This is a genomic window from Exiguobacterium flavidum, from assembly GCF_003344535.1.
GTDB lineage: Bacteria > Bacillota > Bacilli > Exiguobacteriales > Exiguobacteriaceae > Exiguobacterium_A > Exiguobacterium_A flavidum.
In genome coordinates, this window is record NZ_QPKS01000001.1 from 163,588 (window position 1) to 188,575 (window position 24,988).

At 53.1% G+C, this 24,988-nt stretch carries 22 protein-coding genes; 6 read left to right on the forward strand and 16 right to left on the reverse strand.

Annotation, left to right across the window (positions count from 1 at the left end):
• The first annotated feature begins 4 nt into the window (after positions 1–4).
• Together DFG60_RS00830 and DFG60_RS00835 are read left to right on the forward strand one after the other, a co-directional pair.
• Positions 5–2,347, forward strand: coding sequence for an ABC transporter permease (locus DFG60_RS00830; RefSeq protein ID WP_114569826.1), 2,343 nt, complete (start codon positions 5–7; stop codon positions 2,345–2,347).
• Between the two features lie 60 nt (positions 2,348–2,407).
• On the forward strand, positions 2,408–2,797 hold the full coding sequence (locus DFG60_RS00835) for a hypothetical protein (protein ID WP_232818574.1): 390 nt from the start codon (positions 2,408–2,410) through the stop codon (positions 2,795–2,797).
• Positions 2,798–2,826: 29 nt separating this feature from the next.
• Here DFG60_RS00835 and DFG60_RS00840 read toward each other — a convergent pair whose 3' ends face one another.
• Both DFG60_RS00840 and DFG60_RS00845 read right to left on the reverse strand, forming a co-directional pair.
• Complete coding sequence (locus DFG60_RS00840; protein ID WP_114569828.1) at positions 2,827–4,845, reverse strand: ATP-binding protein; 2,019 nt, start codon at positions 4,843–4,845, stop codon at positions 2,827–2,829.
• A 123-nt stretch (positions 4,846–4,968) separates the two neighbouring features.
• Positions 4,969–5,526 (reverse strand): AAA family ATPase, encoded by a 558-nt coding sequence (locus DFG60_RS00845; RefSeq protein ID WP_114569829.1) that lies wholly within the window; start codon positions 5,524–5,526, stop codon positions 4,969–4,971.
• Positions 5,527–5,620: 94 nt separating this feature from the next.
• Here DFG60_RS00845 and DFG60_RS00850 point away from each other — a divergent pair, with 94 nt between their 5' ends.
• A complete protein-coding gene (locus tag DFG60_RS00850) occupies positions 5,621–6,253 on the forward strand; it encodes an NAD(P)-dependent oxidoreductase (protein ID WP_114569830.1) in 633 nt (210 codons plus the stop codon).
• Here the strand turns inward: DFG60_RS00850 and DFG60_RS00855 are convergent, their stop codons facing one another.
• From DFG60_RS00855 to DFG60_RS00885, 7 genes are all read right to left on the reverse strand, one after another.
• On the reverse strand, positions 6,254–6,859 hold the full coding sequence (locus DFG60_RS00855) for a hypothetical protein (RefSeq protein ID WP_114569831.1): 606 nt from the start codon (positions 6,857–6,859) through the stop codon (positions 6,254–6,256).
• Positions 6,852–7,367, reverse strand: a complete 516-nt coding sequence (locus tag DFG60_RS00860; RefSeq protein ID WP_157964460.1) for an RNA polymerase sigma factor — start codon at positions 7,365–7,367, stop codon at positions 6,852–6,854. The genes DFG60_RS00855 and DFG60_RS00860 overlap by 8 nt, the downstream gene beginning before the upstream one ends.
• A gap of 128 nt (positions 7,368–7,495) precedes the next feature.
• Positions 7,496–9,295, reverse strand: coding sequence for a DNA mismatch repair endonuclease MutL (gene mutL / locus DFG60_RS00865; RefSeq protein WP_114569833.1), 1,800 nt, complete (start codon positions 9,293–9,295; stop codon positions 7,496–7,498).
• 8 nt (positions 9,296–9,303) lie between these two features.
• Positions 9,304–11,835, reverse strand: a complete 2,532-nt coding sequence (mutS, locus tag DFG60_RS00870) for a DNA mismatch repair protein MutS (protein WP_114569834.1) — start codon at positions 11,833–11,835, stop codon at positions 9,304–9,306.
• 66 nt (positions 11,836–11,901) lie between these two features.
• On the reverse strand, positions 11,902–12,333 hold the full coding sequence (locus tag DFG60_RS00875) for a RicAFT regulatory complex protein RicA family protein (protein ID WP_114569835.1): 432 nt from the start codon (positions 12,331–12,333) through the stop codon (positions 11,902–11,904).
• A 124-nt stretch (positions 12,334–12,457) separates the two neighbouring features.
• Positions 12,458–13,282, reverse strand: coding sequence for a DNA-3-methyladenine glycosylase family protein (locus DFG60_RS00880; RefSeq protein WP_114569836.1), 825 nt, complete (start codon positions 13,280–13,282; stop codon positions 12,458–12,460).
• A 22-nt stretch (positions 13,283–13,304) separates the two neighbouring features.
• Positions 13,305–14,942 carry an ABC transporter substrate-binding protein gene (locus tag DFG60_RS00885; protein WP_198661519.1) on the reverse strand — a complete coding sequence of 546 codons (1,638 nt, stop codon included), beginning with the start codon at positions 14,940–14,942 and terminating at the stop codon, positions 13,305–13,307.
• Positions 14,943–15,065: 123 nt separating this feature from the next.
• Here DFG60_RS00885 and DFG60_RS00890 point away from each other — a divergent pair, with 123 nt between their 5' ends.
• Positions 15,066–16,298 (forward strand): MDR family MFS transporter, encoded by a 1,233-nt coding sequence (locus DFG60_RS00890; RefSeq protein ID WP_114569838.1) that lies wholly within the window; start codon positions 15,066–15,068, stop codon positions 16,296–16,298.
• A 75-nt stretch (positions 16,299–16,373) separates the two neighbouring features.
• On the opposite strand, the gene DFG60_RS00895 is transcribed toward DFG60_RS00890, so the two are convergent.
• From DFG60_RS00895 to DFG60_RS00910, 4 genes are all read right to left on the reverse strand, one after another.
• On the reverse strand, positions 16,374–17,495 hold the full coding sequence (locus DFG60_RS00895) for a GTP-binding protein (RefSeq protein WP_114569839.1): 1,122 nt from the start codon (positions 17,493–17,495) through the stop codon (positions 16,374–16,376).
• A 178-nt stretch (positions 17,496–17,673) separates the two neighbouring features.
• On the reverse strand, positions 17,674–18,939 hold the full coding sequence (locus tag DFG60_RS00900) for a DUF445 domain-containing protein (RefSeq protein WP_114569840.1): 1,266 nt from the start codon (positions 18,937–18,939) through the stop codon (positions 17,674–17,676).
• A 243-nt stretch (positions 18,940–19,182) separates the two neighbouring features.
• On the reverse strand, positions 19,183–20,289 hold the full coding sequence (locus tag DFG60_RS00905; protein ID WP_114569841.1) for an RNA-guided endonuclease InsQ/TnpB family protein: 1,107 nt from the start codon (positions 20,287–20,289) through the stop codon (positions 19,183–19,185).
• A complete protein-coding gene (locus DFG60_RS00910; protein WP_114569842.1) occupies positions 20,252–20,878 on the reverse strand; it encodes an IS607 family transposase in 627 nt (208 codons plus the stop codon). Before DFG60_RS00910 ends, DFG60_RS00905 begins: the two co-directional genes overlap by 38 nt.
• A gap of 170 nt (positions 20,879–21,048) precedes the next feature.
• Between DFG60_RS00910 and DFG60_RS00915 the strand changes: the two genes are divergently transcribed.
• Positions 21,049–21,561: a YjcG family protein gene (locus tag DFG60_RS00915; protein WP_114569843.1), complete on the forward strand. Its 513-nt coding sequence runs from the start codon at positions 21,049–21,051 to the stop codon at positions 21,559–21,561.
• A gap of 3 nt (positions 21,562–21,564) precedes the next feature.
• Here the strand turns inward: DFG60_RS00915 and DFG60_RS00920 are convergent, their stop codons facing one another.
• Positions 21,565–21,765: a hypothetical protein gene (locus DFG60_RS00920; RefSeq protein WP_114569844.1), complete on the reverse strand. Its 201-nt coding sequence runs from the start codon at positions 21,763–21,765 to the stop codon at positions 21,565–21,567.
• A 109-nt stretch (positions 21,766–21,874) separates the two neighbouring features.
• The gene (gene fabI / locus DFG60_RS00925; protein ID WP_114569845.1) at positions 21,875–22,648 is read right to left on the reverse strand and encodes an enoyl-ACP reductase FabI; all 774 of its coding nucleotides are present in this window, start codon (positions 22,646–22,648) and stop codon (positions 21,875–21,877) included.
• A gap of 151 nt (positions 22,649–22,799) precedes the next feature.
• Here fabI and DFG60_RS00930 point away from each other — a divergent pair, with 151 nt between their 5' ends.
• Complete coding sequence (locus DFG60_RS00930; protein ID WP_114569846.1) at positions 22,800–23,969, forward strand: FtsW/RodA/SpoVE family cell cycle protein; 1,170 nt, start codon at positions 22,800–22,802, stop codon at positions 23,967–23,969.
• Between the two features lie 102 nt (positions 23,970–24,071).
• Here DFG60_RS00930 and DFG60_RS00935 read toward each other — a convergent pair whose 3' ends face one another.
• The gene (locus DFG60_RS00935; protein WP_114569847.1) at positions 24,072–24,971 is read right to left on the reverse strand and encodes an RluA family pseudouridine synthase; all 900 of its coding nucleotides are present in this window, start codon (positions 24,969–24,971) and stop codon (positions 24,072–24,074) included.
• Between the last annotated feature and the right edge of the window lie 17 nt (positions 24,972–24,988).

A 24,988-nucleotide genomic window follows, 5' to 3' on the forward strand; every position in this document is an offset into this window, starting at 1 on the left:
TGATATGCTTCTCAAGAACGTATTCAAGACACTCCGCGGAAGATGGCTTCAGCTTATCGCGATCGGTTTGATCATCATCCTCAGCTCGCTGACATATACGATGATGTTCTATGGCTTGAGCGGCATCGAGGAGCCGACCGAAACTTACTTGGAGAAGTATCGCCAAGAGGATTTCGCGGTCGAGTTCTTGAACCGGGTCACGCCCGAGGAGGCAACGGATCCGAGAATCAATGCACTCGCATCCCGTGGACGCTATACGCTGAATGATGTCAAACTGGCGGACACCAAACTCTTCGACACGTTGATTGCCGGTCGGCGCTCCCAGTTCCTCAAGGAGTATCCAGACACCCAAGTCGAATTACGCCAGTTCAAGACCTTCCAGTACGATTTCAAAGGACGCGATCACCAGGCGCTGCTCGTCAAAAACGGATCGACGATCAACCGGTCCTACTTCGAGGAAGGACGCACTCCCGGATCGGATGACGAAGTCGCTTTGACGAAAATCTATGCGGATAAGAATGACATCTCGATCGGCGACAGCTTTCGTCTCGCCGGAAAGACGTACCGTGTATCGGGCTTCGTCCTCGTCCCGGACTATACGTTACCGGTCTTTCAGGAATCATTCTTCAACATCGATACGGCCCTTCAGACGATCGTCGTCACGACCGACGACGAATACGAGCAGATTCGTGCGCCTGAGAACTACCGATTCTCAGGGACCAATGCCGGTGAACGGGTCGAGACGACGTTCGACGCGAAGAAATTGCCGTTCGTCACGAACGTCGAGAATACGGACAGCATCATGCGCAGCGGAGCCATCTACGACGAAATCACGGAAGGAAAAGTAGTCGCTCTGGGACTCAGCATCTTCATCGCGACGCTTGCCGTCATCATCGTCGCCCTGATGATCTCGAACTTGCTTCAGGCGGAGCGCGGACAGATCGGCATCCTGAAGGCGATTGGATACCGACGGATCGAAATCGCACTCCCCTACCTTGCCTCGATGATGTTCCTCGCCTTCATCATGCTGATCATCGGCTACATTGCCGGCTCATTCCTCGCCGAACCATTGAAGGCGCTCTATCTAGACTTCTATCTTCTTCCTTCCGGTTCGATCAGCCAGCGCCCGGTCGTCTTCGCGACAGCGATCCTCGTCCCGCTCGCCTTCTTCGCTCTCATCTCAGGCCTGCTCATCTACAAAATTTTAGGTGCAAGCGCCCTGTCGCTCCTCACCCCGCAACAGAGCAAGTCTCTCAACCGTCTGAGCCGTTCTGTCAGCAGGCTCCTGTCCCATGCAAGGAGCATCACGAAATTCAAATACCTGTATGCGATCCGGAGTACGAGCAGCTTTCTGCTCTTCTTCGTCGGAATCATGTTTTCGACGCTCTTGATCACCTTCTCCTTCATGATGGTCGGGATGATCGACCGGATGACTGTCGAATCCTTGAAAAAATATGAGTACGCCTACGAGGCATACATCGATCCGGCGGCTCCACCCGCCTTAGCTGCATCTCAGGAGAAGTTCTTGACGTACCCTTATGCGACCGTCGATGGTGATCTCGTGACACTGCATGGTCTAGAGAAGGACAATCGGCTTCATCGGCTCTATGACGGGAAGACTGACATCTCATCGCAGACGGAAGAAGGGGTCGTGCTGACGAAGCAGCTGAGCATGAAACTCGGTCTTGAGGCTGGTGATATGATCGATGTCACGGTCGATGACGAGACGTTCGAATTGAAAGTAGCAGGAGTCGCCGACGAATATGTCTCGAAAGAAATCTACCTCGACATCGAGACTCTCAGCGAGATGCTCACGGAAGGCCGGACGACCACCCTGTTCAGCGGCATCTACTCGAAACAGCGTCCGGCAGCAGCGAACTTCCCGGTCATCATCGAAAAGGCCGGTGTCATCGATCAGGCGAAGGCGATGGATGATTATGTCCAACTCATCACCCGGGTCATGATCGGTGCGGCAGCCGTCATCGCGTCAAGCATCCTGTTCGTCCTGACATCCTTCACCGTCGAGAAGAACTACTTCACCATCTCCTTGCTGAAGGTGATGGGCTATACAAGGCGCGAAGTCAATGCGATGGTGCTGAACAGCTATTTCGTCTACACTGTCCTGAGCTGCCTGATCAGCATCCCGCTTGCCTACCTGATCCTTTATACGATGATGCGGTTCTTCCTGTCGGAGTATGACGTCATCCTGCCGCTGCAGTTCGAACCGGAGTTCGTCCTCTACACGCTCGTCATCATCCTCTGCCTCTTCTTCGCGAGCACTGCCGTCAGCCGGCGCAAGATCGAGCGCATCCCGCTGCAGGAGGTGCTGAAGACGTACGGTGAATAATCAGGTAGGTCTTTCCATCGTTCTCTGCTATAATCGATGACGAGAAAGGCTGTGAGTGACATGAGAGAAATCATCGTCTATATCCGGACGAGTTACGACTTCAAAGCGGACGTCGGACGGGCCATCCGCGTCATCGAGTTCCACGGACGCCGTACGACCGTGATCGATACGATCCCGAAGTCGAATCCGAAACGGATCATCCTGCTTGAGATGATCCGTGCCGTCCAATCGTTCAAGGAACCGTTCGCGATCACGTTCTTCGTCGAATGCAATTTCGGGTTCAAGTATTTGACGAACGATAAGAAGTGGGAGAACCGAGACCTCGGAGACACGTTCAACGAGTTGGTCGAGGCAGGCGGCCATACGGTCGAATTCAAGGATTGTTCGTTCGTCGAGAACGGCAAATCGATTCAGAAGTGGCTTGGCAACACGTTGAAGAACGCCCAATGAAAAAAAACGGTTTGAAGGTGAATTCACCTTCAGACCGTTTTCAATTCCTCCGTATGCTCCGTCTCTTGGCGGACCGGCAACTCGAAGCTGAACGTACTTCCTTCCCCGTAAGTCGACGTCACGGACAACTCACCATCGTGCGCACGGACGATTTCCCTGCAGATGGCGAGACCGAGACCAGTCCCGCCGATTTTCCGGCTGTCGGAGTTATCGACACGGTAGAATTTGTTGAACAGATTCGGAATGGCTGCGGTCGGTATTCCGATTCCATGATCGCGGATCGATACCGCGATCCGGTCCCTTCTGTGTTCGATCGTCGTCAGGACGTTGCCTCCTTCAGGCGAGTATTTGATAGCATTGCTGAGTAGGTTTCCAATCAACTGCCTGATGCTGTCTGCGTCTCCCTCGATCTCGTACGATCGGTCGAAGTCTGCATCAATCTTCAACTGATGGATGGATGAGGAGCCTCCGTAGAAATCGGATGCTTCCTGCACGATGTGAAGCAGATCTATTTTTTGGATCATGTATGACTGTTGACCAGATTCCATGCGCTGCACGTCAAGGAAGTCATTGACGAGGTGGGTCAGCCGTTTCGCCTCTGAATGGATCGTCTTCAAGTAGTTCGTACTCCGTTCTTCGTTCAAATCCCGCTCGAGCATCAGTTCCGTAAAGCCATAGATCGACGAGAGCGGCGTCCGCAATTCGTGCGAGACCGTCGAGACGAGTTCCGATTTCATCCGGTCGACCTCCGTCTCGGCCGTGACATCGCGGAGCACGAGCATCGTCCCTTTTTGCTGGTCGCTGCGCTCGATCTCCTCCGCATAGATTTGCAGGAAGTACTCCCCTTGATCGATCGTCACGGACAACAAATCTCGCGGCGTTTCGCCGGAAAGAACCTGTTCAAGGTAGGAGAGGAAGCTTTCCTTCTGGTCGACCCTTCCTGCGATTTCCTCCGCCGAGACCTCTAGCAGCGCTAGGGAATGTTCGTCCTGCTCCTCGACTTCCTGTGTCTCAAGGTTCGCGAACATTCGAAGCAACGCGCGGTTTCCAAGGATTCGTCCTTCTTCCTGTTCGACGTAGAGAATCGCTTCCCGGATTGAATTAAGCAGTTGCGTCGTTTCTTGCCTTTCCTGCTTCATCTGGTCGTACAGCGCCATCCGCATGAGCGAGATGGCGATCTGTTTGGAGTAGGACTCGAGTTCATCGATGTCGTCCTCATCGAACGGCGCGTCGAAACGCGCCAGATAGAGGCAGGCCATCAATTGATCATCAGACGGATTTTTCACCGGGATGACCGCTTCATTGATGTAATAAGGGTGCGGCAGCAACAGGTCGTCCGTCACCTTTTTCGAGGATTCCGCCGTCACTTTCGACATCATGACCCGTTTCAACAACAGTGACTGTGTCTTCAAGCTTTCCTGCTGCTCTTCCGTCATCTCCTTCGGCACGACCGAAGTGATCTCCCCGTTCTTGACGAGCAGCAACGCACCGAACTCCGTCTTCGTCAGTTTGACGATTTTTCCGATGACTGATGAATAGTCAAAGAGGCTTTCCTTTGACGCGAGCGTCTCGATCAGTTCGTTACGGTCCTGAAGGTGCATCTCGCTCCGCTTAGTCTGATCGAGTATTCGCTCGAGTTCCTCCCGTTTAATTTCGAGCTGTTCGTTCTGACGCGACAACTCCTCCCGCTGGTCTTCGATCGACCGTGCCATCCGATTGAATGCCTTCGTCAAATCACCAACTTCGTCATCCATCTCGACGTCATGCGAGAGCGAGATCGACTTACCTTCTGCGAGTCGCTTGCTCTTGACGCTCAATTCCTTCAACTGATTGGAAAGGGAAACGACCATCGGTTTGATCACCAGGAAAAACGCGAGGACAGACAGCCCGATTTGGCCTAGAAGGAGCCAAAGCGGCCAGTCCGTCCCATCCCCCGGATTTCGGGCATATCGATAGACGGCAAGCGACGTCAGGATGCTCAACGTGATGATTGCATAAAAAATCGTCAGCAGCTGACGACTGATTTTTTGTTTATACCAAGTTCTCATGTTACCGGTAGTACCTCCTCTTATTCGACCCTCTCTTCTCTCTTCAGTGTCGAATTCTCTAGAAGGACTATACCCCGATTATGTTCATCTCACTCAAAAAGGTGGAGAGGAGCACGGATTGAATCACCTCTCAAAAAAAGGTATCCGCAACCGTCCTTGTCGTGTGCTCGACAGACGCAACCCGAAGCGCAAGGCGAGTGCCTGAACGACTTCCTCTTTCGACATGTCATCCGTTTCGAGATGAAACGCGAACCAATCCGACGCCAGTGCCGCTAATCGCGTTTCAGCCTGCTGATAAGCCCAGGAATTTCTGCCTTCGAGCCGCTTATGCAATCTCCGCCGAATCGTCTTCTTCGATGTCATGAGCGTCACATGATGGACTTCGTGACCCTTCTCCCGCAAACGCCCGACGATTTCATCGAAATATTGTGTATTCGTCAGCGTCATCGGCACGAACGTCACCTGTTGCCTGCTTGCGATTTCGTCAATCGCATCGAACGTCCATTGCCGCCATAGCGGCTCGTCCTGAAAATCAGGTTGCAGGCTGCCCGGCGTGATACGCCGAAGCAGGAACCCGATCTCTTCCGGGTCGAACAAGCCTGCCCCCTCCACACGTGCTGAAAGGTTTTTCGCAGCCGTCGTCTTACCTGCCCCGAAAGACCCATTGATCCAGATGATCATCTTTCTTCCTCCTTTAATTAGTCATGTCGTATTTCCAGAAAAAACGGGAAAACCTAATGTGCATCGTTAATCCCACACCGAAGGAGGAATCATCATGAAAATCGGCATCATCGGCGCGACAGGGAAGGCTGGCAGCTATATCGAGGACGAAGCCGTCGAGCGCGGCCATCAGGTCGCCGCAATCGTCCGGAATCCATCCAAGGTAAAGGATGACCGCGTCTATATCGTCGAACGGGACCTCTTCGATTTGACGGAGGACGACATCGAGCCGTTCGACGTCATCGTCGACGCATTCAATGCGGCACCCGGCGATGAAATCGCCCATGTCGAATCGATTCGATTATTGATCAGCCTGCTCAGTCGTCACCCTTCAAAGCGCCTCATCGTCGTAGGCGGTGCCGGAACATTGATGTCAGGCAGCAAGAGGCTGATGGATACGCCTGAATTCCCGGAAGCATATCTTCCTGTTTCACGCCAGATGGCACGCGCGTTCGATGAACTTCAGGCCACCGATGTTCTCAACTGGACATACATCAGCCCGTCCGTCGTCTTCGATCCAAACGGGAACCGGACAGGCCGATATGAAATCGGTACGGATGACGTATTGACGAACAGTGCCGGCGAGAGTTACATCAGTTACGCCGACTATGCGATCGCCGTCGTCGACGAGATCGAACAGGGAAAGCATATCAAGAAACGTTTCACGGCCGTATCGGAACGAAGCTGATCAATCGACAAGACTTGAGAACTCCTCGATCAGCTGCAACCGTTCACCTTCACTCCTAATCAACAGATCACCGAATTCCGGTATGACGGTATACCACCCTTTTTCCGCGTACGTCCGCGTCGCAAAAAAGTATGTTTCTCCCGGAACGAGCATCGTATCCCCTTCCCGTACCAGATAGCCATCTTTCATTTCGTAATCCTCCACTGCCTCGACAGCTTGCGGAGCTCTCCCGCCTTCCTGGTTGACCGTGATAGTTCGAGGAACCTTCCCTTTGACGACTTCCTCCACCGATACTTCGTACTGTGTCTCCGGCAAGCCGTCTGCATCGTTCGTTCCGACGCGACGTGCGACCTTTCCGACGAACAGTTGATCAGCGAATGCGACAAGGTCCTCTCTCGCCGACAAATCGATTGCGTTACTGCTGCTGAGCCTGACAGGCTCGTCGTTCAGGATGTAGAGTGCAGTCAACAGAAGGCAGACGAGCGGGATTGCAGCAATAAAATAACTTCGTCTCTTCCGTTTGTTGTTCTTGATCCGAATCGTACTGCTAGAGAAGCTGTATTGTTCAGCCGCCTCTTTGAACGCAGCCCGCAGCCGTTCATCCATTTTCCCTCGCCTCGCTTTCTGTCAGAAGATGCCGCAGCTTCTTGCGGGCATGATGCAGTCTGGACTTGACGGTTCCTTCTTTGACGCTCATGATATGCGCGATCTCCTTGACCGAAAAATCATGATAATAATGGAGGAGCAGGATCGGCTCATATTTGCTCCCGAGGGAATGGACCGCTCGCAGGAGATGTTCCGTCTCCTCCTTCAGCTCATAGCGGCGCATGACGGACGGACCCTCGTCCCTCTCCATCCCCGTGAACGGAAAGAGAAGGCGTCTCCTCCTTCGCACCTTCAACGTCATATGGATGACGATCTTGAAAAACCACGTCTTGAACTGCGCTCTCTGCGGATCGAACTTATGGAGCGACCGGAATGTCTCGAGCAAGGCGTCCTGGACGGCATCCTCCGCGAGGGCGTGGTCTCTCAGCAAGAGATAGGCCGTCTGTCTCGCTTTGACGATCTGGGGCTCGACGAGGAGCTGGAACGTCTCTTCTTGAGTCTGCCTCATTTCCGCACGACACCTCCTTTTCTTACGTCTTATTACCATTTTCTTCCCATAAGGTTCATTTTTCTCTTAAAAGACGCAAAAAACCTGTCCGAGCTGAAGGATTTCTTCAAGTCGGACAGGTTTTTTCCTTACATGACGCGTTTGAACAGCTTCTCAAGCTCATAGTTCGTCCACTGGATGAGAACGGGACGCCCATGCGGACAGGTGAATGGCATCTCCGTCGCCTCGAGGTCCTCGATCAGGCGGCGCATCATCTCGTGATTGAGCGGATGGTTCGCCTTGATCGATTTCTTGCAGGCCATCATGATCGCTGCCTCCTCCCGGTAGGTCGCGAGGTCGACCTTGCGTTTATCGAGCGCCTCGTCCAGCAGTTCCTGGATCGTCTCCTCCTGCTTGCTCGACGGGAACCATGTCGGGATTTCGCGGACGATGAAGCTTTGCGGTCCGAACGGCTCGAGTTCCACCCCGACATCCTTCAGCAAGGGCAACGCCTCGTCGATCCGTGTCATATCGTGTGAAGCGACCTCGAACGTGTAGGGCAAAAGCAGTTGCTGCGAATCCGCGTGCGGCTTGCCGAACGAATGCTTATATAGTTCATATTTGATCCGCTCCTGTGCCGCGTGCTGGTCGATCAAATAGAGACCTTCCTCTCCGCCGCATACGATATAGGTGGAATGAAGCTGACCGATCACATCGAGCTGCGGAAACTTCCGCCGTGCTTCGACTTGTCCGCTTTCGCTCGTCCGTTCTGCTTCATTCTTCTCCTGACTGACCGGAGTAACCAGTTGCTCAGTCCGTTTCGGTATCGGATAGTTCCAGGCGGATCCGAACGTCGACTCGCTGTTGGTCGTCGCTTCGAACGGGTCTGCAACGACCGAAAAATCGATTTTTTCCTGTTCTGTCTTCTGCTTGGCCGGCTTCTCGACGACTTTCGGGATGAGCGTCTGCTTGCTGAGCGACAGACGGATCGTCTGCTCGATCAACTGGCACAGCTCCTGCTCTTTCGACAGTCGCACCTCCCGCTTCGTCGGATGGACGTTGACGTCGATCAGGAGGGGATCCATCGTCACCTCGATGACGGCGATCGGGTAACGGCCGATCGGCAGAAGCGTATGGTAACCGTTCAATACCGCTTGTGTCAGCGCGAAATTCTTGACCGATCGTCCATTCAGGATGAGTGTGACGTAGTTTTTCGAAGCGCGCGTCACTTCCGGCTTGACGAGGTAGCACCGCAACTGATAATCAGCGTTCGAACCAGTTGCGACGACCGCTCCACTTACCGTCTGATGACCGTATACACTCGCAAGCGCCTGCCGGACGTCACCTGAACCGTTCGTCTGGATCAGCACCTTATCCTCGTGGACTGCGCGGATCTTGACGTCGGGATGAGCGAAGGCGATCCGGTTGAGCGTGTCGGTGATGGCAGCAAGCTCCGTGTGCGTCGTCTTCAAGTACTTCAAGCGGGCAGGCGTATTGAAGAAGAGCCCTTCGATCGTCAGTTCCGTCCCAGTGTTCATCGCAACCGGATTCCGCTCCGTGACGCTCCCGTAGTCGAGCACGAGTTCGAGGCCGTCCGTCTCCTTGCGCCGCGTCCTGAGCGTGACCTTGCTGACCGAGGCGATGGAGGCGAGGGCCTCCCCACGGAAACCGAGCGTCTTGATCCGGAAGAGGTCGTGCTCGTCCTTGATTTTGCTTGTCGCATGCCGAACGAAGGCAAGCTCTGCGTCTTCCGGATAGAAGCCATGTCCATCATCACGGACCGTGATCCGCTTCATGCCTGCTTCCTCAAGTTCGACATCGATTTGGCTCGAACCGGCGTCAAGCGCGTTCTCGACGAGTTCCTTGACGACCGATGCCGGTCGTTCGACGACTTCCCCTGCCGCGATTCGGTTAGCGAGCGAATCCGACAATTCCCGAATGATTCCCATGTGTCACCTTACTTTCTCGCCTCCGCCTGTAAGCGGTAGAGCGTATTTAGCGCCTCAAGCGGCGTCATGTTGATCAGATCAAGGGTCGCGACCGACTCCCGGAGCGGATCGGCCTCTGCGAACAGGCTGAGCTGATCGATGTCCTCATACCCCGCCTTCTTTTCCGGTGGACCATGCTGGACGTGGCGCTCTTTTTTTTCGAGCTCCTCAAGCAGCACCGATGCCCTGTCGATCAGAGCCGTCGGCAAATCCGCCAGCTTCGCGACGTGAATGCCGTATGACTTGTCCGCTTTTCCGTCACGAACCTCGTGAAGGAAGACGACCCGCCCGTCCTGCTCGACGGCACGGACATGGACGTTCGAGAGGTGTTCGATCGACTCCTCTAGCACCGTCAGTTCATGATAATGGGTCGAGAACAACGTCTTCGCACCGACTTCACTCGCGATGTGCTCGACGATCGCTTGTGCGAGCGCCATTCCATCATAGGTCGACGTCCCGCGTCCGATTTCATCGAGCAGGATGAGCGATCGATCAGTCGCCCGCTTCAACGCCTCTTCCGTCTCGACCATCTCGACCATGAACGTCGACTGCCCGCTGACGAGGTCGTCCGCTGCACCGATCCGGGTGAAGATTTGATCAAAGATCGGCAACCGCGCCCGCTTCGCCGGAACGAACGAGCCGATCTGGTGCAGGAGAGCGATCAAAGCGAACTGCCGCATGTAGGTCGATTTCCCTGACATGTTGGGTCCGGTGATCAGGAGCATCTCGCGATCCTCATTCAGTTCGAGCGAGTTCGCGACATATTCCCCCCGCGGGAGCACTGTCTCGATGACCGGATGCCTGCCAGCCTCGATCATCACTTCACGGGAGTCCACCGTCTCCGGACGGACGTAATCATGTTGCTCCGCCACATCCGCGAGGGCGACGAGGACATCGAGTTCCGCGATTCGGCGGCTGACCCGCTGGAGTGACTGGATATGTTCCTTCACCGTGTCCCGGACTTCACAGAACAGTTCGTATTCGAGCGAGACGCTCTTCTCTTCAGCACCCAGGATAAGGGCTTCTTTTTCCTTCAATTCAGGCGTGACGTAACGCTCCGCGTTCGCGAGCGTCTGTTTTCGCTCATAGCGGCCTTCCGGAAGCAGTTTCGCATTCGCACGCGACACTTCGATATAGTAGCCGAACACACGGTTGTAGCCGATCTTCAGCGTTCTGATACCGGTCGCCTCACGCTCCGAAGCTTCAAGCGAAGCGAGCCACGACTTCCCGTCCTTCGAGGCGAGCAACAGCTCGTCAAGTCCCGCGTCATAACCCGGACGGATCATTCCCCCTTCCTTCGAAGAGATCGGAGGGGCATCGACGAAGGCACGGTCGAGCAGGTCGATTAGCTCCTCATGCGGATCAAGCTCCGCTGCCAGCATTCCGAGCCGTTCGCTCAGCAGATCTTCGAGCGCCGATTGGATGGTCGGGATTTGGACGAGCGTCGTCTTCAATTGGACGAGGTCCCGTGCTGACGCCGTCCCGTATCCGACTTTTGCGACGAGTCGCTCAAGATCATAGACGTTTCGGAGCGTTTCCTTCAATTGCTGGCGTTCGAAATAATGGGTCAACAGCTCCTCGATTGCATCAAGGCGCTCTTCAATCCGATTCTTCGACAAGAGCGGCTTCTCGATCCAGCGTTTCATCATTCGTCCGCCCATCGCCGTCCCTGTCTGATCGAGCAGACCGAGCAGTGAACCTTTCTTATCTCCTGTACGCGCCGAACGGAGAAGCTCAAGATTTCGGACAGTGTTCGGTTCTAACTGCATGAAGTCGCTCGCCTCGTAGACGACTGCCGGCTGAAGGTGGGTCAAAGCCCGCTTCTGTGTATCGTGCATGTACGCGTAGAGCAGGGAGAAGGCCTCCTCCTGAGCAGCGTCGATCGCTTCGCTTCCTGTCGGATGGGATTCTTTCCGCTCTGACCGGGTGATCGGGATGCGAAGGGATGACAACGCCTGCTCGTCCGTCTCGTTCGTGACGATGATTTCGCGTGGCAGGATGACGCTCAGCTCCTTGCACACCTCATCGATCGAGTGGACACTCGTCAGGGCGCTCTCCCCGGTCGATACGTCCCCCCGGGCAATCCCGTAGCGTCCTTCCCGGCTCGCGACGGCGACCAGGTAGCGGTTCTCCTTCTCCGTCAAGGACGACATGAGCGTCCCCGGTGTGATGACCTGGATGACTTCCCGCTTGACGAGTCCTTTCGTCAGCTTCGGGTCCTCCACCTGATCACACAGCGCGACCTTGTAGCCGCGTTCGATCAGCTGTTCGATGTACCCTTGTGCCGCGTGATGCGGCACGCCGCACATCGGAATCGGGTGCTCCGCGTTCTTTCCGTTCTTCGCTGTCAGTGTCAGCTCGAGTTCGTGCGCGACGCGCTTTGCGTCCTCGAAGAACAGCTCGTAAAAATCACCGAGCCGGTAGAACAGGAACGCATCCGGGTAATCCGCCTTGATCGAAAAATATTGTTTCATCATTGGAGTCGTGTGGACTGTTTCCATTTCTCATTCACCTCATTATAAGAGTAAAAGCCGACGGATATCCGTCGGCCCCTCCTGTAGCTGTCATCAGTAGCCGCAGCCACCGTTTCCTTTTTCAGCGACCATGCCGCTTCCTGTCTTGCCTGCGAGCACGTCCCCGTCCGTCGCCTCGATGATTTGATCCGTGATCCCGTTCGAGATCGTGACCGTCACGTACTGAAGAAGTTCATTCACTTCCTGCTGCGATTCCTGGAACTGCTGGACGACCGGCATCTCCTCGAGTTCAACGAAGAGCTTGTCGAGCTTCGCCTCGACACGCGCGAGTGCTTCCGTCTTGCCATAATGCTGGCAGTTGACGGCTTCCTTTTGCAGGAACTTGATCTGCTTCATCATCTTTTGAACCTTCTCGTTGCCGTTGATGTTCGCTTCGGCTGCCTTGAAGCGCTCGACTTCAGGCGTCTCTGCGATCATCTTCGCGATTTCGCCGGCTCTTTCAATAATCTGCTCTTCTGTGTACATGCTACAAGTCCCCTTTATCTAAAGCAGCGCGCTGCTTTTACGTCGATTGCTTGAGCAGGATGCTGCTCACTATTCATTCGCATTCATTATACCGTGCTAGTTTATCGGTTACAAGAATACTTCCTCATTCCTCGACTGATCGCCAAAGCAGGTACGCCGCCTTGCTTCTGAAGGGTGTATAGCGTTCCGAATAAGCAGTCGCTTCTGCGACCGAGGGACGTTCCCCTTCGATTTGCCCGATCGCCCGAAGAATTCCGATATCGGACGCCGGGAACAGGTCCGGTCTGCCGTAGCCGAACATGAGGACGTTCTGGACCGTCCATGGTCCGACTCCCTTCAACGCAATCAGCTGTTCGGCGATTTCCGCATCGGAAGCAACGTGCAGATCGTCGAACGATATCCCGCTCCTTGCTGCCGTCAGCAAATATTCGGCCTTTCGGGTCGAGAGCTGGAGGGTGCGCAGATCATCGATCGTCGCTTCCGCCATTTGTGCCGGCGTCGGTGGATGGATGATCCCGCCGACGTTCGCTCCATATTTTTCGAACACGCGGTGCGTCAGCGTCTTTGCGAACGACATCGTCACCTGCTGATGGATGATCGAACGGATCAGGGCGGAAAACGGATTGATGTCGAGCACGAGCATCTCGTTGCCGAATCGTTCATAGATGCCCGGCATCACGTTCGCAAGTTCACCGGCCGTGTCGCTCCCATCGAACCGGAAACGTCTTGCCACTTCCCGGATCGTCTCCCCCTTTCCTCCATCCCCCTCGATTTCGAAGGTGCGAAGATCAAGGGCACGAACTATGGCCACGCGCGGTCCTTCCGCCAAGGTGAGCGGGACGATCAAAGCGTCTCCCCTCGTCTGCTGCAACGGATCGCTGACCAGTCTCCTCGTCACCCCCTCGAAGTCATAGTCGAACGTCAGTGTGATTTGCTCTCTCCACTCCATCATCTTTCCTCCTGCTTTCAATTCAGTCTTTTGAACGATCCTCGCTGAAGAGCGGCCAGACCGGCTCAAGCTTCGCGAACGCCGGCCAACCGCTGTTTCCGATTTCAATCTGCCCGAGCCGGAGTGGAAAACGTCTTGTCAATTTCGCATGGTAGAGCGGAAGGATGTACGATGTCTCCTGCATCCATCGCTCAACGGCCAGGTGAAGCGCTTTCCATTCAGCGCGGGACGTCGTATTGTACGCCGCGAGCAACTGCTTCAACCCTTCCATCTTACCAAAACGACGACCGACGAGCGTCCGCGGGCTTTGCCAAAATTCGACGAACGCAAGGTCCGGGTCACTGTCAAGCATCTCCCCGCAAAGCATCAGGTCCGCTTCGTCGAACGTACCTTTTTTCAAATCAGCCAGCTCGTACCGGACGAGTCTTGACGCAATCCCAGATCGTGCAAGCTGTCGTGCGAGCTCGACTGCGTCGAGACAGGCACTGTCGAACGGCAGATGATAGATGCTGAGCGGACGGTCGAATTCGAAGCGTTCCGGCGGCAAGACGACCTGCCGTCTGCTTAATGAAGGCAGGAAACCGTATGCGGTACGTAGCCGATCTTCCCCAAGTTCCAGGAATCTCTCCTTGTCGATGCACCACGCAATCGTCGCACGCTGCTGATAGGACAATTTCGGGTTGAGAATCAGGTAGCGGGCACCCTGCTCCTCGATACTCGTCTCCTGTACATCTCCCGCTTCCCCATTTACGCTCCATCCCCACGCATCGGCCTCGAGGTCAGGCAGATATCTGAAGTCGATCACATCGAGCAATGGCCGTCCGAAGTGATGATGCCCAAATGCCCGAAGTTTGATCCTGCTCGCTTCGCACCGTTGAAGTTTGAAAGGACCAGTCCCGATCTCTCCGTCCGGTGTGATGGCACTTGTTTGACGAGCCAGGTAGGACAACAGGAGTTCAGTGCCCCCGGCAGTCTCGATTTCGACGACGAGCGGATGAGGCGTCCTGATTTCCTTCACCTGATCGAACAGGAAAGACAAAGATGATGCCTCCATCAAACGGATATAAGACTGTTTGATGATTTCGCCCGTCAGCGGGCGGCCATCGTGGAGCTCGATCCCTTTGCGAATATAGAACCGTAGCAGTTGATCTTCCTGTTCAAACCGGTAAGCCAGATGAGGGAGAATTTTTCCATTTTCGAGCCGGACGATCGGCTCGAAGACCGCCTCGCTGATTGCCACTTCCCTTGAGATGTTGGCATAGAGCGGGTCGATCGATGCGAACTTACGTCGTGAAGGAATCAGGATCTTGTCCTCGAGACCGTCTCGAATCGAGAACGACTGCTCCATCTTCGCAAGGAGTCGTTTATGCAAGGAGACCGGCATCTCATCGTTCAGCCAGTCGAAAATTAGTTCCACTCGCCCTTCCTTGATCAGTCGTTCCGCCTCTTTGACCATCCAGTCCTCGAAATCGACGAGACATTCGATCCGCGACGTGTTTCCTCTCCCTCTTCCTGGCAGGTAGCGAATCAATCCAAGTTCCTCAAGACGCCGAAGCTTCGTCTTCGCATGTTTCGACGTACAAAACCAACGCTTCGATAATTCATCGAGCTTGATGCCCTGCGTCCCTTTCAAATCGATTAAAGCGATCAAATCCTTCATCATGGTTCTCCCTTTCATTTCTGTCACCCATCTCTTTCGCTAAAAGGGGAACAACTCCTGCAAACGCATCCCTTTTTATCTACCCTTTTCCCCCGTATAGTGGAAACAGAAGGAGGGATTCACATGTTTTTCCAATTACATCGAAATGTCCAGTTGCGTATTCTCACCTCTTTCTTGATGAGAATGGTCGGTTTTACGATATTCCCGTTCATGGCCATCTATTTCTCTGACGAGTTCGGCAAGATCGCCAGCGGAATCATCCTTGGATTGACGGTTCTAGTTTCCGTCATGGCAAGCCTTTACGGCGGGTATATCGCCGATCGTCGCCCGCGCAAGAAAGTGTTGCTCATCGGCCAGCTCGGACAGGTCGCTTCTCTTGTCATGATGACGACGTCCGTACTGCCACAAATCGACTCCCCAATCCTCATGTTGATCGGCTTCGTCGGCAATACACTGTCGAACGGTCTCTCGAACCCCGCGACGGAGGCGATTCTCGTCGACAGTTGTCCGCAGGAGCAAAGACGAGTGATGTATACGATCAACTACTGGTCGATCAACCTGTCGATCGCAATCGGTGTCATGCTTGGCGGCCTGTTCTATCAGTCTTCGAAGCTCGGATTGCTGATCGCCTTGACGACCGTCGCGGTTTTCACGCTCATCCTGCTGCAGCGCTATTTGATCGATGAATTCATCCCGAAGCCGCAGAAGGAGAAGACGGCAGTCCTCAGCTCCTACCGCCCCGTATTCGCCGACCGCCGCTTCGTTCTGTTTCTGCTTGGCTCCCTGCTCGTGTTCGCCCTCGAGTTCCAGCTCGCGAACTATATCGGTGTCCGGTTGCATGAGTCGTTCAAGACAGTGAACGTATTCGACTTCGACGTGACCGGCGTCAGGATGCTGTCGTTGCTCCAACTTCAGAACACCTTACTCGTAGTCGGCCTGTCACTCTTCCTGCCAAAGCTTCTCAAAGCGATTCCAGAGCGCAGGGCGCTGATAGGCGGGTTACTATGTTACGTCGTCGGCTTCTCATTGTTCGCTTCCGTCAACACGCTTTCGCTTCTCCTTTTACTCGGACTGGTTCAGACATTCGGCGAGCTCGTCTATAGCCCGATTCGTCAAACGAAGCTCGCTGATCTGCTCGTCGAAGACAAACGGGCATCGTACCTCGCCGTCAGCGGCTTCGTCTTCCAAGGTGCGAAATATGCCGGAGCGATGGGGCTCGTGATCGGTGCTTTGATCGGACCATTCGGCATGACAGGACTGCTTCTTGTATGCGGACTACTTGGGATGTTTCTGATGGATTACACGCTATATCGCTTTCCTTCGCCTTCTGAAGAGAACTACCAGAAAATCAGTTGAATATGCATCGCAAAAAGAGAGCAGCCGGCTATTCAAGTCGGCTGCTCTCTTTTGGATACATGTCCTCATCTCCTCTCAACGGGAGATTTCCTCATACATCTGTCGACCAGGCAATGGATCATCCAGCTTCGACCACTCGCCGTCAGACGAATCGACGAGGCAGGAATCGAAGAGTCGTTCGATTTTCGAGCGGTCGAGTCCGATCCCGATCAGGACGAGCTCCGTCCGGCGGTCCTGCATCGTCTCGAAGCGGCCCGCGTATTCGATAGCCGATGCATAGCCCGCCTGGTTGAACAACAAGGCGAATTCAGGACGCGTCGCGACGTATAGAAACCCCTTCGCCCGAACCACAGCTTCCGGCCAGTCATCGATCAGCTGCAACAGTCGTTCCGGATGGAAGGGCTGCGCGTTCCGATAGACGAAGGAGCTGATCCCGTATTCTTCAGTTTCCGGCAGATGCTCCTCTGCGTTCAACTCCCGAATCCATCCGGCGCTCCCAGCGGCTTGCTCGAAGTCAAATAAATCGACATCCAGGATTTCGGAAGGATCGACCTTCCCGTAGGTCGTTTCGATCACACGTGCGACCGGGTTGAGTGCTTTCAAGTATGAGAGGAGCTCCTGTTTCTCCCTGTCCGTCAAGCGGTCCACCTTGTTCAACACCAGGATGTCCGCGAATTCGACCTGGTCGACGAGCAAGTCGACGACTTCCCGGACATCGCTTTCATCGACCGCCTCCTTTCGCTCGATCAGCGATTCTCCCGAGTCGAAATCCTTCAAGAAACGGTATCCGTCGATGACGGTGACCATCGCATTGATTTTGACAGATTTCGTCAAATCAACCCCACTTTCGTCATCTGCATAGGAAAAGGTCTGGGCGACAGGAATCGGCTCTGAGATCCCGCTCGATTCGATGATGATCCCGTCAAGTTCACCAAGGTCGACAAGCCGTTTCACTTCAAACAACAAATCGTCCCGAAGCGTGCAACAGATGCAGCCGTTCGAAAGCGTGACGAACGATTCTTCCGTCCGCGAAAAGCCTCCCTGCTCGATCAGCGCGGCATCGATATTGATCTCACTCATATCGTTGACGATGATGGCAAGCTTCTTGCTGTCGTTGTTTTTCAGCAAATGGTTCATGACAGTCGTCTTTCCTGACCCGAGATAACCGGACAGCACTGTGATTTGGATCGGTTTCATTTTGTCCCACCTCTTAAATCGTAATGATTACGTTTTAAATGATAGTTAAGACGTTTTCGACTGTCAACATATATTATTATATTATTATTTCAGGAGTGCATTTGCCCTCTGTCCCATTACCTCAAAAACGCTGACGGACCAAAGTCCGCCAGCGTTTTCAGAACAGATCCTCGTACGATCAGAAAAACAGCTTGATTCCGCCAAGGAGCAGCCCGATACAAAAGCCGCAAAGTGCTCCGTTGACCCGGATCCACTGCAGGTCATTCCCGACCTTATCCTCGATCATTTGAATCAGCGTCTCCGTGTCGAAACGGTTCAAGTTCTCGCGGACGAGTTGCCCGATCTTTGCGTGATTCTGGTCGACGAAGCGGACGAGCTGTTCCTTTAGCCATTCGTCACTCTTCTGTTTGAACGTCGGGTGCGCTTCCCAGTCATCGATCGTCCGGCTGAGGAATGGAATCGCCCGCTTTTCCCAGAACGAGTCGGATGAGAGATAACCTTCCAGTTCACGCTTTCCACTGTTCATCGCACGTTCGAGCAAAGGATAAAGATCGAAGCGCACGACCTCGTCCGCCTTCCACTGTTCGATTTTGGCAAGCCGCTCCCCGTCCGTCGAGAGATGAGCGAGGTTCCGCCGCAGATGGTCGAGAATCGAGAGTCGATTCGGATTGTGCGTCTGTTTCATATCCTCGATGACGTTCAATAAGACTCCCTGGATGACGATGCTCAGTTTCTCCTCTGAATAGACCTTCTGGACGGTTTTCGCCGTCACGCGAAGGAAGGTGTTCCTCTCCTGATCAATCATCGCGTGATAGGCGAGGCGCCCGATTTGGTCGCGAATCACAGGATCCTGAAGCAACCCTTCCGTATAATCAAGCAGTCTGTCCATCGCCTCTTCGTCTAGATTCCGTTCCTCGACGAGCTGAAGAAAGCGTCTGACGAGACTCGAGGCAGGGACATCGATCACACCCTGCTTGATACGTCCCTCTAACGCCCGCAATATCTGCTCTCGCGGCAACTTCGCGAGGAAACCGAGCAACAGATCGGTAGCTGACTGACGGAATGCCGGCATTTCGAGAATGCGGCGCGACACATCGATCAGCTTATCCGCCAAGTTCAAATGCCGTAGCTTTTCGACGATGCTCTCTTTATTCAGCAAGTCCTTCTCGAGCATCTGGACGATCGAGTCGATGACTCGCTCCCGGTTTTGCGGAAGGAGGTTCGTATGCGGAATCTTCAACCCGAGCGGATGACGGAATAGCGCCGTGATGGCGAACCAATCGGCGATACCACCGACAAGACCTGCTTCAAATCCACTTTGAAGCCAAAAAATGAAATCATTTTCCTTGAACGGCAATGTCCCGAAAAAGCCGACTGCCATGAAAATCAAAGATACGGTAGCGAGACGCCGTGTCGAAGGACGCGGCATGTTATCTTGCTGCAAATCACATTCCCCTCTCCTGCTCATTGCGTCGACTGACATCGACCGCAATTATATACTTTGTTTACTGCTACTAAAAACATATACGAACGTGTTCACGTCCTGTTTTAGATAAGTTCCTGCTTCGTCCTATGTCTCTCGTGTGAGAGTTTTCTCCATGGTCCACAGGCGTAGATTCCGATGTAGCCCACCGTATGTGAAGCCGTATATGTTGCGTTGTATTACCAGCAGTTACTCTCCCTTTTTTTACACCAACACCGTGTATTCTTTTGAGTTCTTTAAGTTGATCGCTGCGTTCAAATCTCGGTCTAGGCTGTTTCCACAGTCATCACAGTCGTACGTTCTTACATGCAGGGGCATTTTCTTTCTGGATCCGCAAGACGAACACATTTGGCTTGATGGATAGAAGCGATCCACTTGTCGCAATCCGATCTCGTACTCCAGGCACTTCACTTTCAGCCAGTCGACGAAGTGTCCGATGCCGATCTGCTGGAAGGCGTTCGATAGCTTGCGGTTTTTCATCATGCCCTTCACATCGAGATGCTCGATCGTCACGAACTGCGGGTTTCGTTTGACGATCTCGAGGACTGTCTTTCGTTTCAAGTCTGTTTTAAGGTTCTTGATCCGACGGTGCAGTCGTTGGACGATGACCTTCTGCTTCTTGAAGTTCTCAGACCCTTTGACGCGGCGAGACAGCTTGCGCTGCTGACGCTTCAGGATCCTCGTCAGCTTGATGATCTGATTCGACCTATTGATGTTCGCGACAGTGTTCCCGTCCGAGTCGAACAGCAGCTCTTTGATCCCCATGTCGATACCGATACCATCTGTCTGGCCATGCTTTCGAACGACACGAGAAGGCTCTTCGACCAACACAGAGACGAAATACCGATTCCCTTCGCGGGAAACCGTCGCGCTCTTCACGCCGTCGAAAGGAATGTATCCCTTCTCTTTCAACTTCACTTTCCCAAGCTTAGGCAGCTGAATGAGATGCCTCTTCACATGAATCGTACCGACCAGGTAGAACGAACCATAGTCGCTCTTTCTTTTGGAGCGAGGGGAAGAGGACAGCTTCTTGAAGAATCGTTTGTAGGCTGCGTCCGCGTTCATGATGGCTTGTTTGACCGCCTTGCTGGGCACTTCCTTGATCCAGGCGAACTCATCCTGCGTCGCGTGTTCGTTGTTCAACCATTTCGAGAAGTCATACCCGGAGAGGAACGAAGAAGTTGCCTCATGCGCTTCTTTATTCTTTTGAAGGTACAGGTTGTAGACATAACGACAAGTGCCGATGGTCTTATGGATCAGAATGATCTGCTCTTCAGTCGGTCGGATCTCTGTCTTGTATGCTCTCAACAACTTCTTCGTCCTCCTTTATCTGACTTTTATACTTTCGAAGACCGTAAATCCGGCAAGAGAACACATGTATGATAGAAATTAAATCTTGCACAAGTTCTTCTTGAGGTGATAAATCTTCATTGTTGACAACGATTAGTTTTGTTCCATTTTTTTCGAGTAAGGATTCAAACCAATCAAACCCAAATCGGACGAATCGATCTTTGTGTGTTACATACACATGGGAAGCCTTTCCATCCATCACTTCATCTAGTAGGATGTTCCACTTTTTTCGCTTATAGTTTAATCCGCTTCCGATGTCTTTGATTACCTCGTCGGGAATAATGCCTTTAGCGTTCACATAGTTTCGAAGAAAATCAACTTGATTAGACATGTCGTCTTTTTGTCCATAGCCTGAAACTCTTGTGTACAAGACGATTTTCCTACTTTGACTTTTATCTGATGCGATACCCATGTATTCTTCATACTGACCATACGTATAAAACCTTCGTCCTTTGGGATTTCTGTTTACAATGAGAGTCTTCTCTTCGTCCCATCGTTGTAATGTTTTGACCGACACCCCGATTAGCTCGGCAAATTCCTTGGGCTTCATGTTTTTGCTCATGTCTATATTTGAACACATTTAGAGTTATTTGTCCGCTTTTCGCTTACTATGAACATCTCCCCCCCTCCGTGCCTCAAACTTCTTTGACATCATCCTGATTATCGGTCATGATTATTTTGTAAAGCGTTATCATCATAGGGGAAAAGAGGGGATTTTCGATGAACATCGGGGTAGTATTGTTTCCATCGAAACGCATTCAGGATTTCGCGAACTCATATCGGAAACGTTATGATACGAAGTATGCACTCATCACGCCGCACGTCACGATGAAGGAACGGACTACTGTAGAGGAAGGCGACCTCGAAGCAGTCGTATCTTATCTGAACGAGATCGCTTCGAACACGAAGCCTCTTACGCTCCATATTCAAGGAGCACGATCGTTCCATCCGACGAACAATGTCTTGTTCCTGAAGGTCATGCCGACTGATGAGCTCGATCGCCTTCACAAAAGTCTCCACGAAGGTGTACTCGCGCAGAAACCGAAGTATGACTTCTTGCCGCACATCACGATTGGCCAGGAACTTTCAGACGTAGAGCTGTTCGACGTGCTCGAACGGCTCAAAATGGAGGATATCCGCTTCGATGAGGAAATCTCGAAGATGGCCCTTCTCTATGAACTTGAAAACGGTTCGTGGACGGTCTATGAAACATTCCGGTTCACCGGTCGCTGAACATCAAACTTCCCGGTCGAAATTTCGACCGGGAAGTTTTTGATTATTCGATTCACCGTAGTGATCGATTCTGTCTTCGAGTGCCTCCCATTTCGATCTGACGGGTTCGACTGGTCTGATTCGGACGATCGGTTCGATCTGTTTCATCTCATGCCGGACTTGCCTATTTACGTATTGTACGACAGTGAAGTCTGTCTGAATCATCCCGAGTGCCCCTTTCCTTAGCGCTTTGTTGCTTGTCTTTTCCCACATTTCTCAGACAGAAAACAAAAAAAACCAAGGTTCCCCTTGGTTTTCGACTCCTTGCCAATTATTAGAGTATGTGGAAACCGCTGTCGACGTGCAGAATTTCACCTGTCACGCCACTCGCCATGTTCGACAGAAGGAACAGGCCGCTTTGTCCGATTTGCTCTGTCGTGACATTGCGATGGAGCGGTGCACGTTCTTCGATGCTGTCGAGAATCGAGTTGAAATCGCCGACGCCTTTCGCAGAGACCGTACGAATCGGACCAGCAGAGATCGCATTGACGCGAACACCCTGTTTGCCGTACTCTGCAGCAAGATAGCGGACGCTTGCATCCAGAGCAGCTTTTGCCACGCCCATCACGTTATAGTTCGGCACCATCTTCTCGCCGCCGAGGTACGTAAGCGTGATGACTGAAGCATCTTCCGTGAAGTATTCCTTTGCGGCCTTCATGACGGCTGTCAGGCTGTATGCTGAGATGTCGAGTGCCTGAGCGAACTGGGCACGTGTCACGGTCGAGAATTCACCGCGAAGCGCCTCTTTGTCCGCAAAGGCGATTGAATGGGCGATACCCGAAATCTTGCCATGTTCTTCATGGATCGTATGGAATACTGCCTCGATTTCTTCATCGTTCGTGACGTCACATGCGTGATAGCTCGCTTCCCGTGAAAGTTCCTGTCCAAGCTTCTCGAGCGGCGCCTTGAAACGTTCCCCTGCGTATGTGAATGCGAGTGTAGCACCGGCCGCATCGAGGGCACGTGCGATTCCCCAAGCAATCGAGCGTTGGTTCGCCACGCCCATGACGACATATGTCTTGCCTTCGAGCGAAGGATAGATGTTCATGTTATAAGTTCCCCCTCATAATTAGTACCTGGTTATAATACCTATACACAGATTACAAAAACGTAACGCTTCTGTCAACCGCTCCTCTCACATATTGCGGAATCAGTAAATTAGGGTAATATAGAATGTGAGAGAAAGTAGGGATCATTCAATGAATCGTTTCAAATCATTCACACAGCGTTTTGACTACACGCTTCTCTTCTTCCTCGGCTGCCTGATGGTGATCAGTCTCGTCGCGATCTACACGGCACAGCCGCTTCTGGCAGAGAAAATCCAAGTCATCAATTTCACTATGAAACAATTGCAGTGGTACGTGATCGGTTTCATCGCCATGACGTTCGTCGTCATGATCGATTATGAACAGCTGAAGCGTCTTCACTGGTACTTCTACGGTTTAGGGATCATGGCACTGATCGGGCTCATTCCGTTGCGCGACACCCCGCTCGTTCCGGAAATCAAAGGAGCATACGGCTGGTATATCTTGCCTGTCATCGGTCAGGTCCAGCCGGCCGAATTCATGAAATTCTTTCTGATCATCTCGCTGGCTGCCGTCATCTCCGAGCATAACGCCCGGTACATCCGGCACGAACGGGATGGGTTGCTCCTGTTCAAGATGGTCGGCCTGACGCTTTTGCCGCTCGCACTCGTCATCATCCAGCCCGACCTCGGGATCGGACTCATTCTCTGTGTCATCCTGGCCTCTTCGATGTTACTTTCCGGATTGAATTGGCGCTGGCTGCTCACCCTTTTCGGTGCGTTCGGACTGGCAGTCATCACCTTCTTCTATCTGTTCTACTTCCAGAACGATTTTCTCGCGAAGTTCTTCCCGGGACACGCGATGAACCGGATCATGGCTTGGTTGCAGCCGTTCGAGTTCGCAGATGACTTATCTTATCAGCTCGTCCAGTCCATCAATGCGATCGGTTCGGGACAGATGTTTGGCGTCGGTTACGGAAAACTTCAGGTGTCCGTGCCGGAGCTTCACACCGATTTCATCTTTACGACGATTTCTGCCCATTACGGTTTCATCGGAGCAGCCGTCGTATTGATCGTCCTGTTCCTCTTCGTCTACCGGATGATCCAGATTGCGCTCGAATCGGCCGATCCGTTCGGGACCTACATCGTTACCGGATACGTCGCCATGCTGACGTTCCAAATTTTTCAGAACATCGGTATGACGGTCGGCGTTCTGCCGATTACAGGTCTTCCGCTTCCGTTCGTCAGCTACGGCGGTTCGACGATGATCGTCAACCTGATCGGTCTTGGACTCATCATGGCGATCGCTTCACAGTCCCGCGTGTCGATGTTCGACGAAGATTAATTATTTTCACGCCTGGTCCAAATCGGACCGGGCGTTTTTTGTGCATACGAAAAGGCGATACGCCAGACATGCTGGGCGTATCGCCTCAAACGATGATCCATTTTAGCCCATGATCAGGCTGTGGGACCGCATATCTTCCGGAAGTGCAGCTTCGAACACGCATGGTTCACCCGTCCCCGGATGATCAAACCTGGCCACCGCGCTATGCAGTGCCTGGCGGCTGAGAATCGGCCTTCCGCCATACAGCGTATCGCCGACTAGAGGGTGTCCGATATACGCCAAGTGGACACGGATTTGATGGGTCCTTCCTGTCTCAAGCTTGATCCGAAGAAGCGACAACTCATGCCCTGCGGCAGTGAACGGCTCCACCTCGAGCAGATGCGTCACCGCATGTTGTCCTTCTTCGGTAACACAGCGTTCGATGAAGGAACCCTCAGCCCGACCGATCGGTGCGTCGATCGTCTGGGGGGCGACCTGCCCTTCAATCAGGGCGATATAGTTACGGTCGATTTTGCCGTTCTTCTGCTTGCGACTCATCAGATGGTGACAAAACGCATGTTTCGCGAACACGACGAGCCCGCTCGTATCACGGTCGAGACGATTGACGATGTGGATCGCGTACGGGATCCCCTTGCTCCGGTAATAACCGAGGACATAGTTCGCGAGTGAGTTGTCCGGATGAAGCCTCGATGGAATCGATGCCATACCCGGCGGTTTATTGACGACGAGCAGCCAGTCATCCTCGTAGACGATGTCGACCGGACCTTCCGTGACCATCATGTCCTCAGCGGGCGCCTCCAGCGGAAAGATCAGGTGGACTTCGTCGCCTTCCTTCACTTCCTCATAGACATTGACGTGCTTCCCGTTGAGCAAGATATCCCCGTGGTGCTTGATCGAGGTGAGCATCTTGCGCGATACGCCGATGACAGCCGTACAGAAGTGACTGACCGTGATGCCGCATTCCCTTGATGCGACTCGTCGTTTTAGTTGAAAAGATTTCATGATCTGCTCTTCCTCTT

What these genes read in the sequence shown, in the direction of transcription:
- DFG60_RS00830 (WP_114569826.1), top strand. Translation starts at nt 5, where the DNA reads ATGCTTCTCAAGAACGTATTCAAGACACTCCGCGGAAGATGGCTTCAG.
- DFG60_RS00835 (WP_232818574.1), top strand. Translation starts at nt 2,408, where the DNA reads ATGAGAGAAATCATCGTCTATATCCGGACGAGTTACGACTTCAAAGCG.
- DFG60_RS00840 (WP_114569828.1), bottom strand. Translation starts at nt 4,845, where the DNA reads ATGAGAACTTGGTATAAACAAAAAATCAGTCGTCAGCTGCTGACGATT.
- DFG60_RS00845 (WP_114569829.1), bottom strand. Translation starts at nt 5,526, where the DNA reads ATGATCATCTGGATCAATGGGTCTTTCGGGGCAGGTAAGACGACGGCT.
- DFG60_RS00850 (WP_114569830.1), top strand. Translation starts at nt 5,621, where the DNA reads ATGAAAATCGGCATCATCGGCGCGACAGGGAAGGCTGGCAGCTATATC.
- DFG60_RS00855 (WP_114569831.1), bottom strand. Translation starts at nt 6,859, where the DNA reads ATGGATGAACGGCTGCGGGCTGCGTTCAAAGAGGCGGCTGAACAATAC.
- DFG60_RS00860 (WP_157964460.1), bottom strand. Translation starts at nt 7,367, where the DNA reads ATGAGGCAGACTCAAGAAGAGACGTTCCAGCTCCTCGTCGAGCCCCAG.
- mutL (WP_114569833.1), bottom strand. Translation starts at nt 9,295, where the DNA reads ATGGGAATCATTCGGGAATTGTCGGATTCGCTCGCTAACCGAATCGCG.
- mutS (WP_114569834.1), bottom strand. Translation starts at nt 11,835, where the DNA reads ATGGAAACAGTCCACACGACTCCAATGATGAAACAATATTTTTCGATC.
- DFG60_RS00875 (WP_114569835.1), bottom strand. Translation starts at nt 12,333, where the DNA reads ATGTACACAGAAGAGCAGATTATTGAAAGAGCCGGCGAAATCGCGAAG.
- DFG60_RS00880 (WP_114569836.1), bottom strand. Translation starts at nt 13,282, where the DNA reads ATGGAGTGGAGAGAGCAAATCACACTGACGTTCGACTATGACTTCGAG.
- DFG60_RS00885 (WP_198661519.1), bottom strand. Translation starts at nt 14,942, where the DNA reads ATGAAGGATTTGATCGCTTTAATCGATTTGAAAGGGACGCAGGGCATC.
- DFG60_RS00890 (WP_114569838.1), top strand. Translation starts at nt 15,066, where the DNA reads ATGTTTTTCCAATTACATCGAAATGTCCAGTTGCGTATTCTCACCTCT.
- DFG60_RS00895 (WP_114569839.1), bottom strand. Translation starts at nt 17,495, where the DNA reads ATGAAACCGATCCAAATCACAGTGCTGTCCGGTTATCTCGGGTCAGGA.
- DFG60_RS00910 (WP_114569842.1), bottom strand. Translation starts at nt 20,878, where the DNA reads ATGAAGCCCAAGGAATTTGCCGAGCTAATCGGGGTGTCGGTCAAAACA.
- DFG60_RS00915 (WP_114569843.1), top strand. Translation starts at nt 21,049, where the DNA reads ATGAACATCGGGGTAGTATTGTTTCCATCGAAACGCATTCAGGATTTC.
- DFG60_RS00920 (WP_114569844.1), bottom strand. Translation starts at nt 21,765, where the DNA reads ATGATTCAGACAGACTTCACTGTCGTACAATACGTAAATAGGCAAGTC.
- fabI (WP_114569845.1), bottom strand. Translation starts at nt 22,648, where the DNA reads ATGAACATCTATCCTTCGCTCGAAGGCAAGACATATGTCGTCATGGGC.
- DFG60_RS00930 (WP_114569846.1), top strand. Translation starts at nt 22,800, where the DNA reads ATGAATCGTTTCAAATCATTCACACAGCGTTTTGACTACACGCTTCTC.
- DFG60_RS00935 (WP_114569847.1), bottom strand. Translation starts at nt 24,971, where the DNA reads ATGAAATCTTTTCAACTAAAACGACGAGTCGCATCAAGGGAATGCGGC.